General features: G+C 69.5%; 13 protein-coding genes and 1 tRNA gene. 9 read left to right on the top strand and 5 right to left on the bottom strand.

Translation table 11 applies throughout. From position 1 onward, the window contains the following. The first annotated feature begins 174 nt into the window (after nt 1–174). Both gltB and AB0J64_RS29380 read left to right on the top strand, forming a co-directional pair. On the top strand, nt 175–4,680 hold the full coding sequence (gene gltB, locus AB0J64_RS29385) for a glutamate synthase large subunit (protein ID WP_364033625.1): 4,506 nt from the start codon (nt 175–177) through the stop codon (nt 4,678–4,680). Between the two features lie 75 nt (nt 4,681–4,755). Further along, complete coding sequence (locus tag AB0J64_RS29380; protein ID WP_364033622.1) at nt 4,756–6,234, top strand: glutamate synthase subunit beta; 1,479 nt, start codon at nt 4,756–4,758, stop codon at nt 6,232–6,234. Nucleotides 6,235–6,265: 31 nt separating this feature from the next. Here the strand turns inward: AB0J64_RS29380 and AB0J64_RS29375 are convergent, their stop codons facing one another. Continuing rightward, nucleotides 6,266–7,099 carry a helix-turn-helix transcriptional regulator gene (locus AB0J64_RS29375; protein ID WP_364033619.1) on the bottom strand — a complete coding sequence of 278 codons (834 nt, stop codon included), beginning with the start codon at nt 7,097–7,099 and terminating at the stop codon, nt 6,266–6,268. A gap of 93 nt (nt 7,100–7,192) precedes the next feature. Between AB0J64_RS29375 and AB0J64_RS29370 the strand changes: the two genes are divergently transcribed. The 3 genes from AB0J64_RS29370 to pyk all read left to right on the top strand — a co-directional run bounded on the left by AB0J64_RS29370 (nt 7,193) and on the right by pyk (nt 11,823). Beyond that, nucleotides 7,193–8,254, top strand: coding sequence for an aldo/keto reductase (locus AB0J64_RS29370; RefSeq protein ID WP_364033616.1), 1,062 nt, complete (start codon nt 7,193–7,195; stop codon nt 8,252–8,254). A 299-nt stretch (nt 8,255–8,553) separates the two neighbouring features. Next, complete coding sequence (locus tag AB0J64_RS29365) at nt 8,554–10,182, top strand: S8 family serine peptidase (protein WP_364033613.1); 1,629 nt, start codon at nt 8,554–8,556, stop codon at nt 10,180–10,182. A gap of 210 nt (nt 10,183–10,392) precedes the next feature. Continuing rightward, entirely contained in the window at nt 10,393–11,823 is a 1,431-nt protein-coding gene (gene pyk, locus AB0J64_RS29360) for a pyruvate kinase (RefSeq protein WP_364033610.1), read from the top strand. Between the two features lie 221 nt (nt 11,824–12,044). Here pyk and dapD read toward each other — a convergent pair whose 3' ends face one another. From dapD to AB0J64_RS29345, 3 genes are read right to left on the bottom strand one after another with little or no spacing between them, the layout of a single operon-like run. Continuing rightward, nucleotides 12,045–13,019 (bottom strand): 2,3,4,5-tetrahydropyridine-2,6-dicarboxylate N-succinyltransferase, encoded by a 975-nt coding sequence (dapD, locus tag AB0J64_RS29355; protein ID WP_364033607.1) that lies wholly within the window; start codon nt 13,017–13,019, stop codon nt 12,045–12,047. A 24-nt stretch (nt 13,020–13,043) separates the two neighbouring features. Then, nucleotides 13,044–13,466 (bottom strand): pyridoxamine 5'-phosphate oxidase family protein, encoded by a 423-nt coding sequence (locus tag AB0J64_RS29350; RefSeq protein WP_364033604.1) that lies wholly within the window; start codon nt 13,464–13,466, stop codon nt 13,044–13,046. A gap of 18 nt (nt 13,467–13,484) precedes the next feature. Further along, nucleotides 13,485–14,390 carry a LysR family transcriptional regulator gene (locus AB0J64_RS29345; protein ID WP_364033601.1) on the bottom strand — a complete coding sequence of 302 codons (906 nt, stop codon included), beginning with the start codon at nt 14,388–14,390 and terminating at the stop codon, nt 13,485–13,487. A gap of 71 nt (nt 14,391–14,461) precedes the next feature. Between AB0J64_RS29345 and AB0J64_RS29340 the strand changes: the two genes are divergently transcribed. Beyond that, on the top strand, nt 14,462–15,190 hold the full coding sequence (locus AB0J64_RS29340; RefSeq protein ID WP_364033598.1) for an SDR family NAD(P)-dependent oxidoreductase: 729 nt from the start codon (nt 14,462–14,464) through the stop codon (nt 15,188–15,190). Nucleotides 15,191–15,337: 147 nt separating this feature from the next. Here AB0J64_RS29340 and AB0J64_RS29335 read toward each other — a convergent pair. Beyond that, nucleotides 15,338–15,420: transfer RNA gene (locus AB0J64_RS29335), tRNA-Leu, on the bottom strand. 109 nt (nt 15,421–15,529) lie between these two features. On the opposite strand from AB0J64_RS29335, the gene AB0J64_RS29330 reads away from it, so the two are divergent. The 3 genes from AB0J64_RS29330 to AB0J64_RS29320 all read left to right on the top strand — a co-directional run. Beyond that, nucleotides 15,530–16,114, top strand: coding sequence for a response regulator (locus AB0J64_RS29330; protein WP_364033595.1), 585 nt, complete (start codon nt 15,530–15,532; stop codon nt 16,112–16,114). A 254-nt stretch (nt 16,115–16,368) separates the two neighbouring features. Further along, the gene (locus AB0J64_RS29325) at nt 16,369–17,559 is read left to right on the top strand and encodes an ABC transporter substrate-binding protein (RefSeq protein WP_364033592.1); all 1,191 of its coding nucleotides are present in this window, start codon (nt 16,369–16,371) and stop codon (nt 17,557–17,559) included. 230 nt (nt 17,560–17,789) lie between these two features. Next, the coding region (locus tag AB0J64_RS29320; protein ID WP_364033589.1) for an ABC transporter substrate-binding protein at nt 17,790–18,928 on the top strand (1,139 nt) is incomplete at its 3' end.

Genomic DNA, 18,928 nt, shown 5'->3' with positions numbered 1-18,928 from the left:
GGTTTGGGATAGAGAGTTCGGATGCTGGGACAGGGCCGAATGTTCGCAATGCGGACGTGCTGGGCACCATTCCGGCAGCGTGCGGTAATCTCTACCCACGATATGCAGCAGGGCCAACGTCGTCCCCGCCTGTACGAGCAGTTCACGACAGACGATGACGACGGGAGGGATTAAATGCCTGCTGCCCACCTCGGGTTCCCCGAGCCCCAGGGCCTGTACCACCCCGCCAACGAGCATGATGCCTGCGGTGTCGCCATGGTTGCCGACGTCGCCGGGCGCCGGGGGCACGGGATCGTGGTCAAGGCGCTGACGGCTCTCTGCAATCTCGATCATCGGGGGGCCAAGGGTAGCGAGCCGGACACCGGCGACGGAGCCGGGATCCTGACGCAGATTCCCGATGGGTTCTACCGCGCGAGTGTGCCGTTCGCGCTTCCCTCTGCCGGCGCGTACGCCACCGGCATCGCTTTCCTGCCGTTCGACGAGCAGGCCAGGAGCGTCGCCACCGGCCTGATCGAGGAGATCGCCGCCGAAGAGGGCCTCACCGTGCTCGGCTGGCGTGAGCTGCCGGTCGACCGCGAGCTGCCCGGGCCGAGCGCCAGGGCCGTCATGCCGCACTTCGCCCAGCTGTTCGTCGCCGACCCGGAGGGCCGGGAGGGGCTGGAGCTCGACAGGCTCGCGTACTGCCTGCGCAAGCGGGCCGAGCACGAGGCCCACGTCTACTTCCCCTCGCTGTCCGCCAGGACGATCGTCTACAAGGGCATGCTCACGCCCGACCAGGTCGAGCCGTTCTTCCCCGACCTGAGCGACGAGCGTTACGAGACGGCGATCGCGCTGGTCCACTCGCGCTTCTCCACCAACACGTTCCCGAGCTGGCCGCTGGCGCACCCGTACCGCTACATCGCCCACAACGGCGAGATCAACACGGTCAAGGGCAACCGCAACTGGATGCGGGCCCGCGAGGCGATGCTGGAGTCCGCCCACATCCCGGGCGAAATTTCACGACTTTTCCCCATCTGTGACCCAGAGGGCAGTGACACCGCCAGCTTCGACGAGGTCCTCGAGCTGCTGCACATCGGCGGCCGCAGCCTGCCCCACGCCGTGCTGATGATGATCCCGGAGGCGTGGGAGAACCACACCGAGATGGACGCCGCGCGCCGGGCCTTCTACGAGTTCCACTCCTCGATGATGGAGGCGTGGGACGGCCCCGCGTCGATCACGTTCACCGACGGCACCCTGGCCGGCGCCGTGCTCGACCGCAACGGCCTGCGCCCGGGCCGCTTCTGGGTGACCGCCGACGGCCTGGTCGTGCTGGCCTCCGAGGCCGGCGTGCTGGACTTCAGGCCGGAGGACGTGGTCAGGAAGGGCCGCCTCCAGCCGGGCCGCATGTTCCTCATCGACACCGCCCGCGGCAAGATCATCGAGGACGACGAGATCAAGGCCGAGCTGGCCGCCGAGCTGCCGTACGAGGACTGGCTGCACGCGGGGCTCGTCCGCTTCGAGGAGCTGCCCGCGCGGCAGCGGGAGATCCCCACGCACGAGGCGCTGATCAAGCGGCAGCAGACCTTCGGCTACACCGAGGAAGAGCTGCGCATCATCCTGTCGCCGATGGCCAAGGCCGGCCAGGAGCCGATCGGCTCCATGGGCACCGACACGCCCGTCGCCGTGCTGAGCGAGAAGCCGCGCCTGCTGTTCGACTACTTCACGCAGCTGTTCGCGCAGGTCACGAACCCGCCGCTGGACGCCATCCGTGAAGAGCTGGTCACCTCGCTGGCCAGCACCATCGGCCCCGAGGGCAACCTGCTCGACCCGGGTCCCTCGTCGTGCCGCCAGCTCGTGCTGCCGTACCCGGTGATCGACAACGACGAGCTCGCCAAGATCATCCACATCAACGACGAGCACGACCTGCCGGGCTTCCACCCGTATGTCATCAGCGGCCTGTACGAGGTCGCCGGTGGCGGCGAGGCGCTGCTGCGCCGCCTGGGGGAGATCAGGGCCGAGGCGTCCCAGGCGATCGCGAACGGCGCCCGGATCATCGTGCTGAGCGACCGCGGCTCGTCCGACACGCTGGCGCCGATCCCGTCGCTGCTGCTGACCGGCGCGGTGCACCACCACCTGATCCAGGAGAAGACCCGCACCAAGATCGGCCTGGTGATCGAGACCGGCGAGGCGCGCGAGTGCCACCACATGGCGCTGCTCATCGGCTACGGCGCCGGCGCGATCAACCCGTACCTCGCGATCGAGACCATCGAGGACCTGGTCGACACCGGCGTGCTCCAGATGGACAAGCGCAAGGCCGTGCGCAACCTGATCAAGGCGTACGGCAAGGGCGTCATCAAGGTCATGTCCAAGATGGGCGTGTCCACGGTGGCCTCCTACACCGGCGCGCAGATCTTCGAGGCGCTCGGCCTGAGCCAGGAGGTCATCGACTCCTGCTTCGCCGGCACCACCTCGCGCCTGGGCGGCATCGGGTTCGACGTGCTGGCCAAGGAGGTCGAGCAGCGCCACCGCCACGCGTACCCGCGGGCGGAGAACGCCCACCGCAAGCTCCAGGTCGGCGGCGAGTACCAGTGGCGGCGCGAGGGCGAGCCGCACCTGTTCAACCCCGAGACCGTCTTCAAGCTGCAGCACGCCACGAGGACCCGCCGCTACGAGATCTTCAAGGAGTACACGAACCTCGTGGACTCCCAGGCTGAGCGGCTGATGACCCTGCGCGGCCTGTTCAAGCTGCGCAAGGGCAACCCGATCCCGATCGAGGAGGTCGAGCCGGCCTCGGAGATCGTCAAGCGGTTCTCCACCGGCGCGATGTCGTACGGCTCCATCTCGATGGAGGCGCACGAGACGCTCGCCATCGCGATGAACCGGCTCGGCGGCAAGTCCAACACCGGCGAGGGCGGCGAGGACCCCGAGCGGCTCTACGACGCCGCGCGCAGGTCCGCGATCAAGCAGGTCGCCTCCGGCCGGTTCGGCGTCACCAGCGAATACCTGGTGAACGCGGCCGACCTGCAGATCAAGATGGCCCAGGGCGCCAAGCCCGGCGAGGGCGGCCAGCTGCCCGGCCACAAGGTCTACCCGTGGATCGCCAAGACCAGGCACTCCACGCCGGGCGTCGGCCTCATCTCGCCGCCGCCGCACCACGACATCTACTCGATCGAGGACCTGGCCCAGCTCATCCACGACCTGAAGAACTCCAACCCGGAGGCGAGGGTCCACGTGAAGCTGGTCGCCGAGGTCGGCGTCGGCACGGTCGCCGCGGGTGTGTCGAAGGCGCACGCCGACGTGGTGCTCATCTCCGGGCACGACGGCGGCACCGGCGCCTCGCCGCTCACGTCGCTCAAGCACGCGGGCGCGCCGTGGGAGCTCGGCCTGGCCGAGACCCAGCAGACGCTCCTGCTGAACGGCCTGCGCGACCGCATAGTCGTCCAGGTCGACGGCCAGCTCAAGACCGGCCGCGACGTCGTGATCGCCGCGCTGCTCGGCGCCGAGGAGTACGGCTTCGCCACCGCGCCCCTCGTCGTCAGCGGCTGCGTCATGATGCGGGTCTGCCACCTCGACACCTGCCCCGTGGGCGTCGCCACGCAGAACCCCGAGCTGCGCAAGCGCTTCAGCGGCAAGCCGGAGTTCGTGGTCAACTTCTTCGAGTTCATCGCAGAGGAGATCCGCGAATACCTGGCCGAGCTGGGCTTCCGCTCGCTCGACGAGGCGATCGGCCACGTCGAGATGCTCGACATGTCGGCGGCCGAGGGCCACTGGAAGGCCGACGGGCTCGACCTGTCGCCGATCCTGCACCAGCCCGAGCTGCCCGCCGGCACGGCCCTGCGCCGCGTCGTCGAGCAGGACCACGGGCTGCAGCACGCGCTGGACAACACGCTGATCCAGCTCGCCGAGGGCGCGCTCGCCGAGGGCACCCCGGTCACGCTGGAGCTGCCCATCCGCAACGTCAACCGCACGGTCGGCACCATGCTCGGCCACCAGGTGACCAAGCGGTACGGCGGCAAGGGCCTGCCCGACAACACGATCGACATCTCGTTCACCGGCTCGGCGGGCAACTCGTTCGGCGCGTTCCTGCCGCGCGGGATCACGCTGAGGCTGACCGGCGACGCCAACGACTATCTCGGCAAGGGCCTGTCCGGTGGGCGGGTCACCGTCCGGCCGCACGAGGAGGCCCCGCTCGACGGCCACATCATCTCCGGGAACGTCGCCCTGTACGGCGCCACGTCCGGCGAGGTGTTCGTCCGCGGCGTCGTCGGCGAGCGGTTCTGCGTCCGCAACTCCGGCGCCACGGCGGTCGTCGAGGGCGTGGGCGACCACGGCTGCGAGTACATGACCGGTGGACGGGCCGTCGTGCTCGGCGCGACCGGGCGCAACTTCGCGGCCGGCATGTCGGGCGGCATCGCGTACCTGCTCGACCTGAAGCCCGAGCGGGTCAACCGCGAGATGGTCGCCATCGAGACGCTCACCGAGGAGGACGGCGAGTTCCTCAAGGAGACGGTCGAGAAGCACTTCGCGGAGACCGGCTCGCCGGTCGCCAAGGAGCTGCTGGCCGACTGGGACTCGGCGCTCGCCCGGTTCGGCAAGATCATGCCGACCGACTACAAGCGGGTGATGGCTGCCGCAGAGGCCGCCCGCATCGAAGGCCGGGACATCGACGAGGCGGTCATGGCCGCCGCGGTGCAGTCATGACCCGCCGTAATGAGCCTGGCCATGATGGCCGGCTGTGCTTGTCAACCACTGTTCAGGGTTAAGGAGGCGTACCGAATGGCCGACCCGAAGGGTTTTCTCACGCACGACCGGGAGCTGCCGGCGCGCCGCCCCGTGGACGTCCGCATCAGCGACTGGCGCGAGGTCTACCAGGACTTCTCGCAGGAGAAGCTGACCAAGCAGGCGGCCCGCTGCATGGACTGCGGCATCCCGTTCTGCCACAACGGCTGCCCGCTCGGGAACCTCATCCCCGAGTGGAACGACCTCGTCTACCGCACCGACTGGCGCGAGGCGATCGAGCGGCTGCACGCCACGAACAACTTCCCCGAGTTCACGGGCCGGCTCTGCCCGGCCCCGTGCGAGGCGGCGTGCGTGCTCGGCATCAACTCCGACCCCGTGGCGATCAAGCGGGTCGAGGTCGAGATCATCGACCGGGCGTTCGCCGAGGGCTGGGTGACCCCGCAGCCCCCGGCCGTCAAGACCGGCAAGAAGGTCGCGGTCGTCGGCTCGGGCCCGGCGGGCCTCGCCGCCGCGCAGCAGCTCACCAGGGCCGGGCATGACGTGGTCGTGTTCGAGCGGGCCGACCGGATCGGCGGCCTGCTGCGGTACGGCATCCCCGAGTTCAAGATGGAGAAGCGGCACATCGAGCGCCGCCTGGAGCAGATGCGGGCCGAGGGCACGGAGTTCCGCACCGGCGTCAACGTCGGCGTCGACATCACCGCCGCCGAGCTGCGCGAGCAGTTCGACGCCGTGGTGCTGTCGGGCGGTGCCACCCAGTGGCGCGACCTGCCGGCGGCCGGACGCGAGCTCAAGGGTGTCTACCAGGCGATGGAGTACCTGCCGCTGTCCAACAAGGTCCAGGAGGGCGACTTCGAGAAGTCGCCGATCTCGGCCGAGGGCAAGCACGTGGTGGTGATCGGCGGCGGCGACACCGGCGCCGACTGCATCGGCACGGCGATCCGGCAGGGCGCGAAGTCCGTCACCCAGCTCGAGATCATGCCCCAGCCGCCGGCGAGCAGGCCCGGCAGCCAGCCGTGGCCGACGTTCCCCATCCTGTTCAAGATGGAGAGCGCCCACGAGGAGCTGGCCGACGGCGGGGGAGAGCGGGTCTACGCGGTCTCCACCACGGAGTTCGTCGGCGACGCCGAGGGCAACGTGCGGGCGCTGCGGCTGGTCGAGGTCGAGGGGCCGCAGAGCGGCTTCAAGCCGATCCCGGGCACCGAGCGGGAGATCCCGGCCGAGCTGGTGACGCTGTCCATGGGCTTCCTCGGCCCGGAGAAGGGCGCGCTGCTGCAGGACCTGGCCGAGGTCGCCGGTGACGGCTTCTACGACGCGCGGGGGAACGTCTCGCGCGACAAGACGTACATGTCCAAGGTGGACGGCGTCTTCGTGGCCGGTGACATGGGGCGGGGGCAGTCGCTCATCGTGTGGGCCATCGCCGAGGGGCGGGCCGCCGCCTCGGGCGTGGACCGGTATCTGACCGGGGAGACGGCGCTGCCGTACCCGATCCTGCCGACGGCTCGGCCGCTGGTGTGACATCGAGCCCGGGGCTTCGGCCCCGGGCTTTTCACGTGCACTCGCGGGCGATGGCGTCGAGGACGCTCTGCGAGGCCGGGTCGGCGGCGCGGTAGATGATCAGCCGCTGCTCGGGCGTCTGGAGCGGGGCCAGCACCTCGTAGTCGACGGTCAGCGGGCCCTTCGTGCTGTGCCGCAGCAGCTTCCGGCCCCGGCCGTTGACCCGCACGTCGCGCAGCGCCCACAGGCGGGCGACCTCCTCGCTGCCGGTGGTGAGCTCGTCGATCAGCTCCGTCAGCGCCTTGTCGTCGGGGTGGGCCGCCCATGAGGCCCGCAGGTCGGCGATGCTCTCGCGCAGCGCCCGCTCCCTGTCGCGGAAGAAGTCGCGCAGGCCCGGGTGGAGCATGCACAGCCAGAGCGTGTTGCGCTGCGGCGGGGGCAGTGTGGCCAGGTCCATCGAGAACAGGGCCGCCATCTGCGGGTTCCACGCCAGGATGTCGAAGCGGTGGTTGATCAGCATGGCGGGCAGCGGCGACAGATCCAGCACCAGCTGCCCCAGCGGACCCGCCTCCTCCGCCGGCGGAGCATGCCTGGTGGGCCGCTGCTGGGCCAGGTCGAACAGGTAGGCCCGCTCGTCCTCACTCAGCCGCAGCGCCTCTGCCAGCGCCTCCAGCACCTCGGGGGAGGGGCGCAGCCCGCGGCCCTGCTCCAGGCGGATCACGTAGTCGACGCTGACGCCGGCCAGCTCGGCGACCTCCTCCCTGCGCAGGCCCGGAGTGCGCCGCTGGGTGCGGCGGGCGGGCAGGGAGACCTCGCCGGGGGTCAGCCGCTCGCGCCGGGTGCGCAGGAAGGCCGCGAGCTCCCGGGTCTGATCCACGGTGTTCATCTCATCGATCCTACGACGCGCCTGCCTAGGACCGGGCTTCCCAGGAAGAGCCTTCCCTTCCGCCCCGCGAACCGCCGGAGCAGCCTTGATGGCATGACGACTCTTGACACTTACCGCCTGCTCGGCCGGTCCGGTCTGCGGGTCTCGCCGCTGGCGCTGGGGACCATGACGTTCGGCACGGACTGGGGCTGGGGCTCGGACAAGGACGAGTCACGCCGGATCTTCGACGCGTACGTGGACCGGGGCGGCAACTTCATCGACACCGCCAACCAGTACACGGAGGGCACCTCGGAGACCCTGGTCGGCGAGTTCGCGTCGGGGCGGCGCGAGCAGCTGGTGCTGGCCACGAAGTACACCCTGGCCAGACGGCCGGGCGACCCGAACTCCGGCGGCAACCACCGCAAGAGCATGGTCCAGTCGGTGGAGTCGAGCCTGCGCCGGCTGAACACCGACTACATCGACCTGCTCTACCTGCACGCCTGGGACTTCACCACCCCGGTCGAGGAGATCCTGCGCGGCCTGGACGACCTCGTCAGGTCGGGCAAGGTGCTCTACGCCGGCATCTCCGACACGCCCGCCTGGCAGGTCTCCCGCATGCAGGCCATCGCCGACCTGCGCGGATGGGCCCCACTGATCGCACTGCAGATCGAGTACAGCCTGGTCGAGCGGACCGTCGAGCGCGACCTCATCCCGATGGCCCGGGAGATGGGGCTCGGGGTCATCCCGTGGTCGCCGCTGGCCAGCGGGGTGCTGACCGGCAAGTACAGCCGCGCCGACCTCGACCAGGAGGTCTCCGCCGATCCGTCAGGCACGCGCAAGAACGTCGCGGCGGCCAACGGGTCGCTGACCGAGCGCGCCCTGGACATCGCCGACGTGGTCAAGCAGGTGGCCTCCGACCTGGGCGTGACGCCGTCGCAGGTCGCCCTGGCCTGGACGACGCTCAACCCCGGGGTGACCGCGCCCATCGTGGGCGCGCGCACCCTGCGGCAGCTGGAGGACAACCTGACGGCCCTGGAGGTGCGCTTCAGCGAGAGCCACCTGGCCACGCTGGAGGAGGCCAGCCGGGTGGACCTGGGGTTCCCGCACGAGTTCCTGAGCCGTCCGATGCCTCGCCAGGTCATGCTGGGCGGCGTCAAGCTCGACCTCACGCGCTGAGGGCGGGGCCGATCATGCCGGCCGCCGCCGTACTCCTGGTTTTCCTGAAGGACATGCGCCTGGAGCACGCGGCCGAACCCACGTCCGGGCCCGCGGCCCAAGCCGGGGCCAAGGTGAAGCCCGCGCCGGGTACGCCGGCCTGACCTGAGGTGAAGCGGACCCCATGGCTGGGGTCCGCTTCGTTCCTTACCATCCGAAATTTCACTACGAAGTTGCATCAGCCGATGACTGTCGGGAAGATGCAGAATCTGCGGCACTGGGTGGATGGGGGAAGCATGCGGCGAGTCGCCTCTGGCTTGATGGCGCTTGCCGCCATGGCCGCGTTCACCGCCTGTTCCGCCTCGACCCCGGCCTCGGCCCCGCGCAAACCCGCCGCCCCCACAGGTCCCGAATACCTCGTCTTCTACGCCCAAGGACAGCAGCGCCAGGCGCGGGAGGCCGTCGAGCGGGCGGGCGGGACCACGGTGGGAGGGGACGCCAGGCTCGGCTACCTGACGGCCTCGGGCAGCGGGGGGTTCGTGGAGCAGGTGGGCGCCGACAGGGCCGTCGTCGGGGTGTCCCCCGACCGGAGCATCGGCTTCGCCGCCAACCACGCCGTGGCGGGTGTGACGGCCCGGTCAGCGGCCTTCCCCGATGCGGGGTCGTTCACCAAGAGCCGCTCGGGAGAGCCGCTGGCGGGCCGCCAGTGGGACATGCGGATGATCGGCGCCGACCGCGCCAACGCCAAGGTTCCCGGCAGCAGGCAGGTGCTGGTCGGCGTCATCGACACCGGCGTGGACGGCAAGCACCCCGACATCGCCCCCAACTTCAACCGCGAGCTCAGCCGCAACTTCGTCACCGACAAGCCCAAGGACGAGGACGGCGACACGCTCGACGGCCCCTGCGAGGTCAGCAGTTGCAAGGACCCCGTGGACGAGGACGACGACGGCCACGGCACCCACGTGGCCAGCACGATCGCCTCGCCCATCAACGGCATCGGCATCGCGGGCGTGGCCCCCAACGTCCAGATCGTGAACATCCGAGCCGGGCAGGACTCCGGGTACTTCTTCCTCAAGCCCAGCCTCGACGCGCTCACCTACGCCGCCGACATCGGCGTGGACGTCGTGAACATGAGCTACTACGTCGACCCCTGGCTGTTCAACTGCACGGCCAACCCGGCCGACACCAAGAAGCAGCAGCTCGAACAGCAGGCCATCATCACCGGCATGCAGCGGGCGCTCGACTACGCCCGCCAGCACGGCGTCACGCTCATCTCCGCCCTCGGCAACGAATCCGTCGACCTCGGCAACCCCAAGGTCGACAAGGAGAGCCCCGGCTACCCGGCGGGCGAGAAGAAGGTCCGCCGGATCGACAACTCCTGCATCGACGTGCCGGCCGAGTCGAACGGCGTCATCTCCGTCTCCGCGCTCGGCCCCTCCGGTCGCAAGGCGATCTACAGCGACTACGGCACCGAGCAGACCGACCTGGCCGCGCCCGGCGGCGACGCGGTGGACGGCGAGGGCGCCAAGGCCACCAGGTCGATCCTGGCCGCCGCGCCCGAGCGCGTGCTGCGGGCCGCCGGCCGCATCGACGCCAAGGGCGAGCCCAAGGGCGCGGACGTCGTCAAGGACTGCACGGCCGGCCCCTGCTCCTACTACCAGTACCTCGACGGCACCTCCATGGCCGCCCCCCATGCCACGGGCGTCGCGGCGATCCTCATCAGCCGCTTCGGCAAGCCCGGCAAGGGCGGGCTCGACCTGTCTCCCGCCACGGTCGAGGACCTGCTGTACAAGACGGCGACCCCGAAGGCGTGCCCGACGCCCCGCCAGTACGTGTACAAGACCTACGGCCAGACCGTGACGCAGGAATGCCAGGGCGACACGGCCGACAACGGCTTCTACGGACACGGCGTCGTGGACGCCTGGAAGGCCGCCACCGTCGAACCATGATCTGCTCCCGAGTCGTGGGCGGTGGTGGCGGCGGTTACGATATGAGGACGCTTGGCGCTCGCGGCCTGGGCGTGACCTCGACGTTCACCCCGAGAAGTACACGAACTTGACGCGACCGGGGGTCGCCGTTCTCGTTCTGTTCTCCAACGTGGGCTACGTTCTCCGTCGTCAGTGACTGCCAAGTGGTCTGTACCAATTAAGGTAGGACTCGTGACTCGTCGCGCGAAAATCGTCTGCACTCTAGGCCCCGCCACATCGTCCAAGGAACGCCTGCGCGAGCTGATCGCCGCCGGCATGGACGTGGCACGGTTCAACCTCAGCCATGGCAACCATGACATGCACAGAGAGGTCTACGACCGCGTCAGGGAGGTGGCGGCCGACCTCGGCCGCGGTGTAGGCCTGCTCGCCGACCTGCAGGGCCCCAAGATCCGCGTCGGGACGTTCGAGGAGGGTCCCGTCAGGCTGGGCTTCGGCGACGTCTTCACCATCACCACCGAAGACGTGCCGGGCGACCGCGAGCAGGTCTCCACCACCTACAAGGGGCTGCCCAACGACGTCCGCCCCGGTGACACGATCCTGGTCGACGACGGCCGCCTCGTGCTCGAGGCCACCCGCGTCGACGGCGACCGCGTCATCACCCGCGTCGTCATCGGCGGCATGATCTCCGACAACAAGGGCCTCAACCTGCCCGGCGTCAACGTCAGCGCCCCCGCGCTGACCGACAAGGACGAGGCCGACCTGCGCTGGGCGCTGCGCACCGGCTTCGACATGATTGCCCTGTCCTTCGTGCGCCGCCCGTCCGACGCCGACGTGGTGCGCAACATCATGGAGCAGGAGGCCGTACGCCTGCCGCTGATCGCCAAGATCGAGAAGCCGCAGGCCGTCGACCGCCTCCCCGAGATCGTCGACGCCTTCGACGGCATCATGGTGGCCCGCGGCGACCTCGGCGTCGAGCTGCCGCTGGAGCAGGTGCCGATCGTGCAGCGGCGCATCATCGAGCTCTGCCGCGAGAAGGCCCACCCGGTCATCGTCGCCACCCAGATGCTCGACTCGATGATGAACGCCCCGCGGCCCACCCGCGCCGAGGCCTCCGACGTGGCCTACGCGGTCATGGACGGCGCCGACGCGGTCATGCTGTCGGGCGAGACGTCGGTCGGCAACTACCCGATCGAGTCCGTCTCCACGATGGACCGCATCGCCTGTGCCGCCGAGGAGACGTCCCTGCACGCCACCCACAAGCTCGAGCGCATGCCGGAGACCACCGGCGGCGCCATCGCGCGCGCCGCCGCCGAGGTGGGGGCCGTCGTCGGGGCCAAGGCGCTGGTGGCCTTCACCATGTCGGGCGAGACGGCTCGCCGCCTGGCCCGCTACCGCTCACCGATCCCGCTCCTCGCCTTCACCTCCTCGCCCCACGTGCGGGGGCAGCTGTCGGTGACGTGGGGCGTGGAGACGTACCACGTGCCGTTCGTGCACCACACGGACGACATGGTGCGGCAGGTGGAGGCGTCGCTGCTGTCGTCGGGGAGGCTGGAGAAGGGCGACAAGGTCGTCATCGTCGCCGGCTCGCCTCCCGGCACGCCCGGCTCCACCAACGCCCTCCGCGTCCACACCATCGGCTCGGCCGTCTCCCACGCGCACTGATTCCGTCGTGGCCGGGCCTTCCCGCCGACCGCGGCTGAAGGCCCTCCAGACACCGGTGGGGCGCCCACGTGGTGCCCGCCCGACCCGTCACGCCGACGAGCCGGGTCGAGCGGGTCAAGACGGCGAGGGCCCTTCCACCTGTGGAGAAGGGCCCTGCCCAAATGCGGCGCCGGTGCGCGGGCGACACGGTCTGGAACGCCGCCCGCGCCGACAGGGAAGCGTCAGTTGGCGTGCAGAGCGGCGTTGAGCTCGATGCCCTGGCCCGTGCGGGGCACCGCCTCGACCGCGCCCGACTGCGAGTTGCGGCGCAGCAGGATCCCGTTGGAGCCGGACAGCTCGGCCGCCTTCACCACTGTGCCGTCCGGGAGGGCGACCTTCGTGCCCGCCGTCACGTAGAGCCCCGCCTCGACCACGCAGTCGTCGCCCAGCGAGATGCCGATCCCCGCGTTGGCGCCCAGCAGGCAGCGCTCGCCGATCGAGATGACCTGCTTGCCGCCGCCCGACAGCGTGCCCATGATCGAGGCGCCGCCGCCCACGTCGGAGCCGTCGCCGACCACCACACCGGCCGAGATGCGGCCCTCCACCATGGAGGCGCCCAGCGTGCCGGCGTTGAAGTTCACGAAGCCCTCGTGCATGACCGTGGTGCCTTCGGCCAGATGGGCGCCCAGGCGTACCCGGTCGGCATCGGCGATCCGCACGCCGGAAGGCAGCACGTAGTCCACCATCCGCGGGAACTTGTCCACCCCGTACACCGTCACCGCGCCCCTGCCCCGCAGCCGCAGGCGCGTCTGCTCGAAGCCCGGCACCGGACACGGGCCGAAGTTGGTCCAGACGACGTTGGCGAGCAGGCCGAAGATGCCGTCCAGGTTCGCCCCGTGCGGCCTGACCAGGCGCGCGGAGATCAGATGCAGCCGCAGGTAGACGTCGTGCGCGTCCACGGGCGCCTCGGAGAGCTTGGCGATGCCGGTGCGTACCGCCACCACCTCCACGCCCCGCGCCGCGTCGGGACCCGCGAGCTCCATCAGCTCGGCCAGGTCGCCGGCCGCCTCGCCGGCGGAGAGCCGCTCGGTGCCCGTCACGGGCGCGTCGCCCAGCTCGGGGGCGGGGAACCAGGTGTCGAGTACGGTGCCGTCGGCGGCGATGGTCGCGAGCCCGACGCCGAAAGCGCCGGTAGAGGTGGGATCAGTAGCAGTCACGAGCCCAAAAATACCGTTCGCGGGTCAGCCGAGAGCGCCCAGGTCGGCGGAGAGCCAGTGTTCCGGCCGCATCCTGAACGTCACGAGCGCGTGCAGGTCGGAGCCCTGCACGTATCCGTCCACCGCGTCGGGCGGCAGGTAGCGGGAGGCGATGCGGGTGAGGTCCTCCAGCGTCGTGTGCTCGGAGCTGGTGACCGGGCCCTCGACGGACACGTACCGATAGGTCGGGCTGACCCGCTGCACCAGCATCGAGAACCTGCCCGCCTTCGCGATCAGCCGGGCCTTGCGCGAGTCGCCGTCCGTCAGGAACCTGATATCGCCACCGGGAACGTAGTCGTACCAGACGGGCACGGCCAGCGGTGCCCGCCCGTCACCCGCCTCCACTGCCAGGCTCGCGATGTACGCCTCCGCCAGGAACGCCTCCCGCTCCGCCACGCTCAACGGCATCCCGCCCCACCCCCGTCTTCATCGATCTTGAGAGACGGTATTCCCGGTGTGAGCGGTCCCGAAAGCTGCTGACCACGCCTTTTGCGACCCTGTGACGGCGGCGGCGGGGTGCCGCGCCGCGACGGTGGTCGCCGTGTGGACGAACGCCGCCAGCGCCCGCGACCGCGTCCCCTCGGGCCAGGCCAGCACCACGGTCGTCGGCGTGCCGTCGAGCACCGGCACGGCCACCAGATCGCGCCGCAGGTGATCCGCCACCGACTCCGGCGCCACGGCGATCAACCGCCCCAACGCCACCAGCTGCATCAACGTGGCCGGATCGCTGATGTCGGGATGCTCGCCCGGCCAGCACGGCGCCGGGTCGTCCGCCAGGTCGGCCAGCCGTACGAAGGAGCGCTCCGCCAGCCGATGCCCTGGAGGCAGGATCGCCACGCTGCCCTCGACCCGGAGCGGCTCGCTGTCGAAGCCCGTCAGATCCTCGTACGGGCTGTGCAGGAACGCCACGTCGGCCGTGCCGTCACGCAGCATCCGCGCCCGCTCCGTCACCGCGCACAGCACCAGCTCCACCTCCACGGCGTCGGGATGCGCGCGGTAGGCGGCGAGGATCTCCGGCAGCAGGCCCCCGTCGCCGCCCGCCTTCAGCACCACGACCAGCCGGGGCTCGGCTCGCCCTGCCCGCTGCGTGCGCACGGTGGCGGCGGCCACCGCGTCGAGGACCTTGGCCGCCTCCCTGGCCAGCACCTCGCCCGCCGGAGTCAGCGCGATCCGCCGCCCCGACCGGTCGAACAACGTGACCCCGAGCCGCCGCTCCAGCTTCTGGATCGCCCTCGACAGCGGCGGCTGCGCGATGCCCAGCCGCTCGGCCGCCCGCCCGAAGTGGAGCTCCTCCGCGACGGCCGCGAAATAGGTCAGCTCGCGCGTCTCCATACCTTCAGGGTATTGGCCATGACCCACCCGGTGTTGGCCCCGGAACGGCAAGCGGTGATGTGCTTCCCGACATGACGGAGAACACCACAGCCCTGGTGACGGGGGCGAACAAGGGCATCGGATACGAGGTCGCCGCGGGGCTCGCACGCGAGGGCATGACCGTGCTGCTCGGCTCCCGCGACCGCGAGCGGGGCGAGCAGGCCGCCGCCCGCCTCCGCGCGGCCGGCGGCGACGTACACCCGATCGTGCTGGACGTCACCGACCCGGCTGCCATCGAGGCCGCCGCGGCCGCGCTGACCCGCCTCGACGTGCTCGTCAACAACGCCGGCATCTCCAGCCCCGTGGACCGGCCGCCCGGCGCCACGCCGCCGCAGGCCCTCAGGGACGTGTTCGAGACGAACATCATCGGCGTCCTCATGGTCACCAACGCCATGCTCCCCCTGCTCAGACGCTCACCAGCGGCCCGCATCGTGAACGTCTCCAGCGGCGTCGGCTCCCTCGCCCACCACACCGACCCCGGCCACTACATGTCCGGCCTGCCGCCCATGGCCACCTACCCGGTGTCCAAGACCGCGCTCAACGCCCTCACCGTCCAGTACGCCAAGGAACTCCACAAGGACGGCATCCTCGTCAACGCCGCCGCCCCGGGCGCCTGCGCCACCGACCTCACCAAGGACCTGCCGTACAAGATCACCCGCACTGCCGCGGACGGGGCGGCCGTCATCGTCAGGCTGGCCACTCTCGGCCCCGACGGGCCGACGGGCGGCTTCTATGACGATGACGGGATTGTGCCGTGGTAGACGTCATTGAACTGAACCGGCGATCCGTGCAGGTCGAACGCCTCACCACAGAGTGTCGGAGGACTCGTTCTTGAACAGGTAGCGGGGTATTCGCACCAGCGCACGCCGCTGGGAGTGGACGACGCACCCGATTCATCCCGCGATAGGTGCCGGAAGCGGGATTCGAACCCGCACGCCCTTTCGAGCAGACGCTTTTGAGGCGTCCATGTCTGCCATTCCATCATTCCGGCGGATTTATCCGGATTTGTCCGGACATACGCCGTGCCCCGCTGCCGAAGTTGATCAACCGGAGGGCGCCAGCGTGGCTCTAATGTACCGGACATCGGTACTCTTCTGCTCGTGAGTACGCAGCGGCGAGTAGTGATCGCGGAAGACGAGGCCCTGATCCGCCTCGACCTCAAGGAGATGCTCCAGGAGGACGGCTACGTCGTCGTCGGCGAGGCCGGGGACGGCGAGCAGGCGATCCGGCTGGCCGCCGAGCAGAAGCCCGACCTCGTCATCCTCGATGTGAAGATGCCGGTGCTCGACGGTATCTCGGCGGCTGAGCGGATCGTGGCGGAGCGGATCGCCCCGTGCCTGATTCTTACCGCGTTCTCCCAGCGTGACCTGGTTGAACGGGCCAGAGACGCGGGGGCGATGGCTTATCTGGTGAAGCCGTTCACGAAGGCGGATCTGGTGCCGGCGATCGAGATGGCGGTCAGCAGGCACGAGGAGATGGTGGCGCTGGCGGCCGAGGTGTCGAGCCTGTCGGAGCGGCTGGAGACGCGGAAGCTGGTGGAGCGCGCCAAGGGGCTGTTGATGACGCAGCACGGTTGGAGCGAGCCTCAGGCGTTCAGGTGGATTCAGAAGGCGTCGATGGATCGGCGGTTGAGCATGCGTGAGGTTGCTCAGATCGTTATCGACGACGCGGCCGGGCGGAGCTGAGAAGGCCCAATATCAGGTGGTTCGGGCCGGTGGGTTGTGGTGTGGTCACGAGTGGGCATCCAACCGGCTTCGGGCGCTTTCATGGGAGGTGTTCCGGCGCGTAACTGATGGGTGGACGGCAGGTTCGCTCATCTCGAACGGAGACGCTTTCGATGATCCGCTCCATTTGCGCGCCGATTCGCACGGTCGCCCGAGGGCCGGCCCTTCTCGCTGCGGGCTGCCTGGTGCTGGCGGCGTGTTCGAGCACGACGGCTGTGAGGTCCGGACCGTCCTCCTCGGCTTCGGCGGGGAGAGGGGACGGCGGGCTGGCCATCGGCACGGTGTTGCCGCAGACGGGTTCGCTGGCTTATCTGGGTCCGCCGATGTTCGCGGGCGTCGATCTGGCGCTGCGGGAGGTGAACGAGGCGGGCGGGGTCATGGGCAGGCCCGTCTCCAAGGTCGACACGGACTCGGGTGACTCGGCGACCAACATCGCCTCGCAGTCGGTGGACAAGCTGCTGGCGCAGAAGGTGGATGCGATCATCGGCGCGGCCGCGTCGTCGGTGTCGGAGTCGATCATCGACAAGATCACCCGGGCTGGGGTGGTGCAGTTCTCGCCGGCCAACACCTCCGACAAGTTCACCACGGTCGACGACAAGGGCCTGTATTTCCGTACGGCGCCGCCGGACAAGCTGCAGGGGCGGGTGCTGGGCGATCTGGTGGCGTCCGACGGCAATGACACCGTGGGGATCCTGGCGATGCAGGACTCGTACGGCACCGGCCTGGCCGACCAGGTGCAGAAGAGTGTCACCGAGGGTGGCGGCGAGGTCGTCGAGCGCGTCGACTACGACCCGAAAGCGCCGGATTTCTCCGCCGATGTGGCCAAGATCAAGATGAAGAACCCGAAGGCGATCGTGCTGATCGGGTTCGAGGAGACGGCGAAGGTCGTGGCGGAGCTGGTCAAGCAGGGTCTGACGGCCGACAGGCACAAGTGGTACATGGTGGACGGCAACATGTCGAACACCAACTTCCTGAAGATGCCCAAGGGCACGCTCAAGGGCGTCAAGGGCACGTTGCCCGGCGCGGCGGCTCCGGAGGCGTTCCAGAAGAAGCTGCTGGAGGTCAATCCCAAGCTGACGGAGTTCACGTATGCGGCGGAGTCGTACGACGCCGTGACGCTGGTGGCGCTGGCCGCCGAGGCGGCGGGGGACGACTCGGGGGTGGCGGTCGCGGCGAACCTGGTGGACGTGAGCAAGGGCGGGGAGAAGTGCACCGGGTTCAAGGAGTGCGCGGACCTGCTCAAGGCCGGTAAGGACGTCGACTACGAGGGCGTGAGCGGGCCCGTCGACTTCGACGACGTGGGCGATCCGTCGGTGGCGACGATCGGGGTCTACCAGTACGGCGCGAACAACAAGTTCGACGCGGGCAAGGCCGTCGAATATCGCAAGGGCCACGTCGCCGGCTGAAGCCCCCCAGATTCCAGCCCGGATCCCGAAATTTCCAGCCAAGGTCATCAACGCTGACAGAAGTCCGTAACTCTTACGAAACAGGCCATTACCGGGCGTGTTTGGGACATTACGAATCCGCATAAAAGCGGCGTAAGAACTCCCCACCCCTTCTCCGAACAGGCAAGCTGAGCTCGGCAAACGCAGCGAAGGTGATCGTTCCTTCGTTGAGATTAGGGGGAGTCTCTTTTATGATCCGCATTGCTCCAGCAGGACGCGCACTGGCCCTCGCCGCCGCGGCGAGCCTGGCTCTGACGGCCTGTGGTGGAGGCGGTGGTGACACGGCCGCGAAGCAGTCCGACTCGGCGGCCCCGTCCGCGGCGGCCTCCTCGGCTCCCGCGGCCAAGGGTGACGGCACGCTGACCCTCGGCACGGTGCTGCCGCAGACGGGTTCGCTGGCCTTCCTCGGCCCGCCCGAGTTCGCCGGCGTGGACCAGGCCGTCAAGGAGATCAACGAGGCCGGTGGCGTGCTCGGCAAGCCGATCACCAAGGTCCACACGGACTCGGGTGACACGACGACCAACATCGCCTCGCAGTCGGTGGACAAGCTGCTGGCGCAGAAGGCAGACGCCATCATCGGCGCGGCCTCGTCGTCGGTGTCGGAGTCGATCATTGACAAGATCACAGGTGCGGGCGTGGTGCAGTTCTCGCCGGCCAACACCTCTGACAAGTTCACCACGATCAACGACAACGGGCTGTACTTCCGCACGGCGCCGCCGGACAAGCTGCAGGGCCGCGTGCTGGGCGACCTGGTCGCCGCCGACGGCAACGACACCGTCGGCATCCTGGCCATGCAGGACTCGTACGGCTCCGGCCTGGCCGACCAGATCACCAAGACCGCCGAGGACGCCGGCGCGAGCGTCGTGGAGCGCGTGGACTACGACCCGAAGGCGGCCGACTTCTCGGCCGACGTGGCCAAGATCAAGGCGAAGAACCCGAAGGCGATCGTGCTGATCGGGTTCGAGGAGGGCGCCAAGGTCGTGGCGGAGCTGGTCAAGCAGGGCCTGACGGCCGACAAGTACAAGTGGTACATGGTGGACGGCAACATGTCGAACACCAACTACCAGAAGATGCCCAAGGGCACGCTCAAGGGCGTCAAGGGGACCATCCCCGGCGCCGAGGCGCCCGACGAGTTCAGGAAGAAGCTCCTGGAGCTCGACCCCAAGCTCAAGGACTACACCTACGCCGCGGAGTCGTACGACGCGGCGAACCTGATCGCGCTGGCCGCCGAGGCCGCCAAGGACGACACCGGCCAGGCCATCGCGGCCAAGCTGCCCGAGGTGAGCAAGGGCGGCGAGAAGTGCAAGAGCTTCAAGGAGTGCGTCGACCT

It is taken from the genome of Nonomuraea sp. NPDC049695, from assembly GCF_040674955.1.
Lineage (GTDB): Bacteria > Actinomycetota > Actinomycetes > Streptosporangiales > Streptosporangiaceae > Nonomuraea > Nonomuraea helvata.
The sequence above is the reverse complement of the archived record's forward strand: the minus strand, read 5'-3'. Positions and strand labels throughout refer to the sequence as shown.

Excerpts from the sequence above, each read along its gene's own strand:
- AB0J64_RS29350 (WP_364033604.1), bottom strand. The coding sequence starts at position 13,466 with ATGCCGTTGAGCGTGGCGGAGCGGGAGGCGTTCCTGGCGGAGGCGTAC.
- AB0J64_RS29365 (WP_364033613.1), top strand. The coding sequence starts at position 8,554 with ATGGCGCTTGCCGCCATGGCCGCGTTCACCGCCTGTTCCGCCTCGACC.
- AB0J64_RS29340 (WP_364033598.1), top strand. The coding sequence starts at position 14,462 with ATGACGGAGAACACCACAGCCCTGGTGACGGGGGCGAACAAGGGCATC.
- AB0J64_RS29345 (WP_364033601.1), bottom strand. The coding sequence starts at position 14,390 with ATGGAGACGCGCGAGCTGACCTATTTCGCGGCCGTCGCGGAGGAGCTC.
- AB0J64_RS29380 (WP_364033622.1), top strand. The coding sequence starts at position 4,756 with ATGGCCGACCCGAAGGGTTTTCTCACGCACGACCGGGAGCTGCCGGCG.
- AB0J64_RS29370 (WP_364033616.1), top strand. The coding sequence starts at position 7,193 with ATGACGACTCTTGACACTTACCGCCTGCTCGGCCGGTCCGGTCTGCGG.
- gltB (WP_364033625.1), top strand. The coding sequence starts at position 175 with ATGCCTGCTGCCCACCTCGGGTTCCCCGAGCCCCAGGGCCTGTACCAC.
- AB0J64_RS29375 (WP_364033619.1), bottom strand. The coding sequence starts at position 7,099 with ATGAACACCGTGGATCAGACCCGGGAGCTCGCGGCCTTCCTGCGCACC.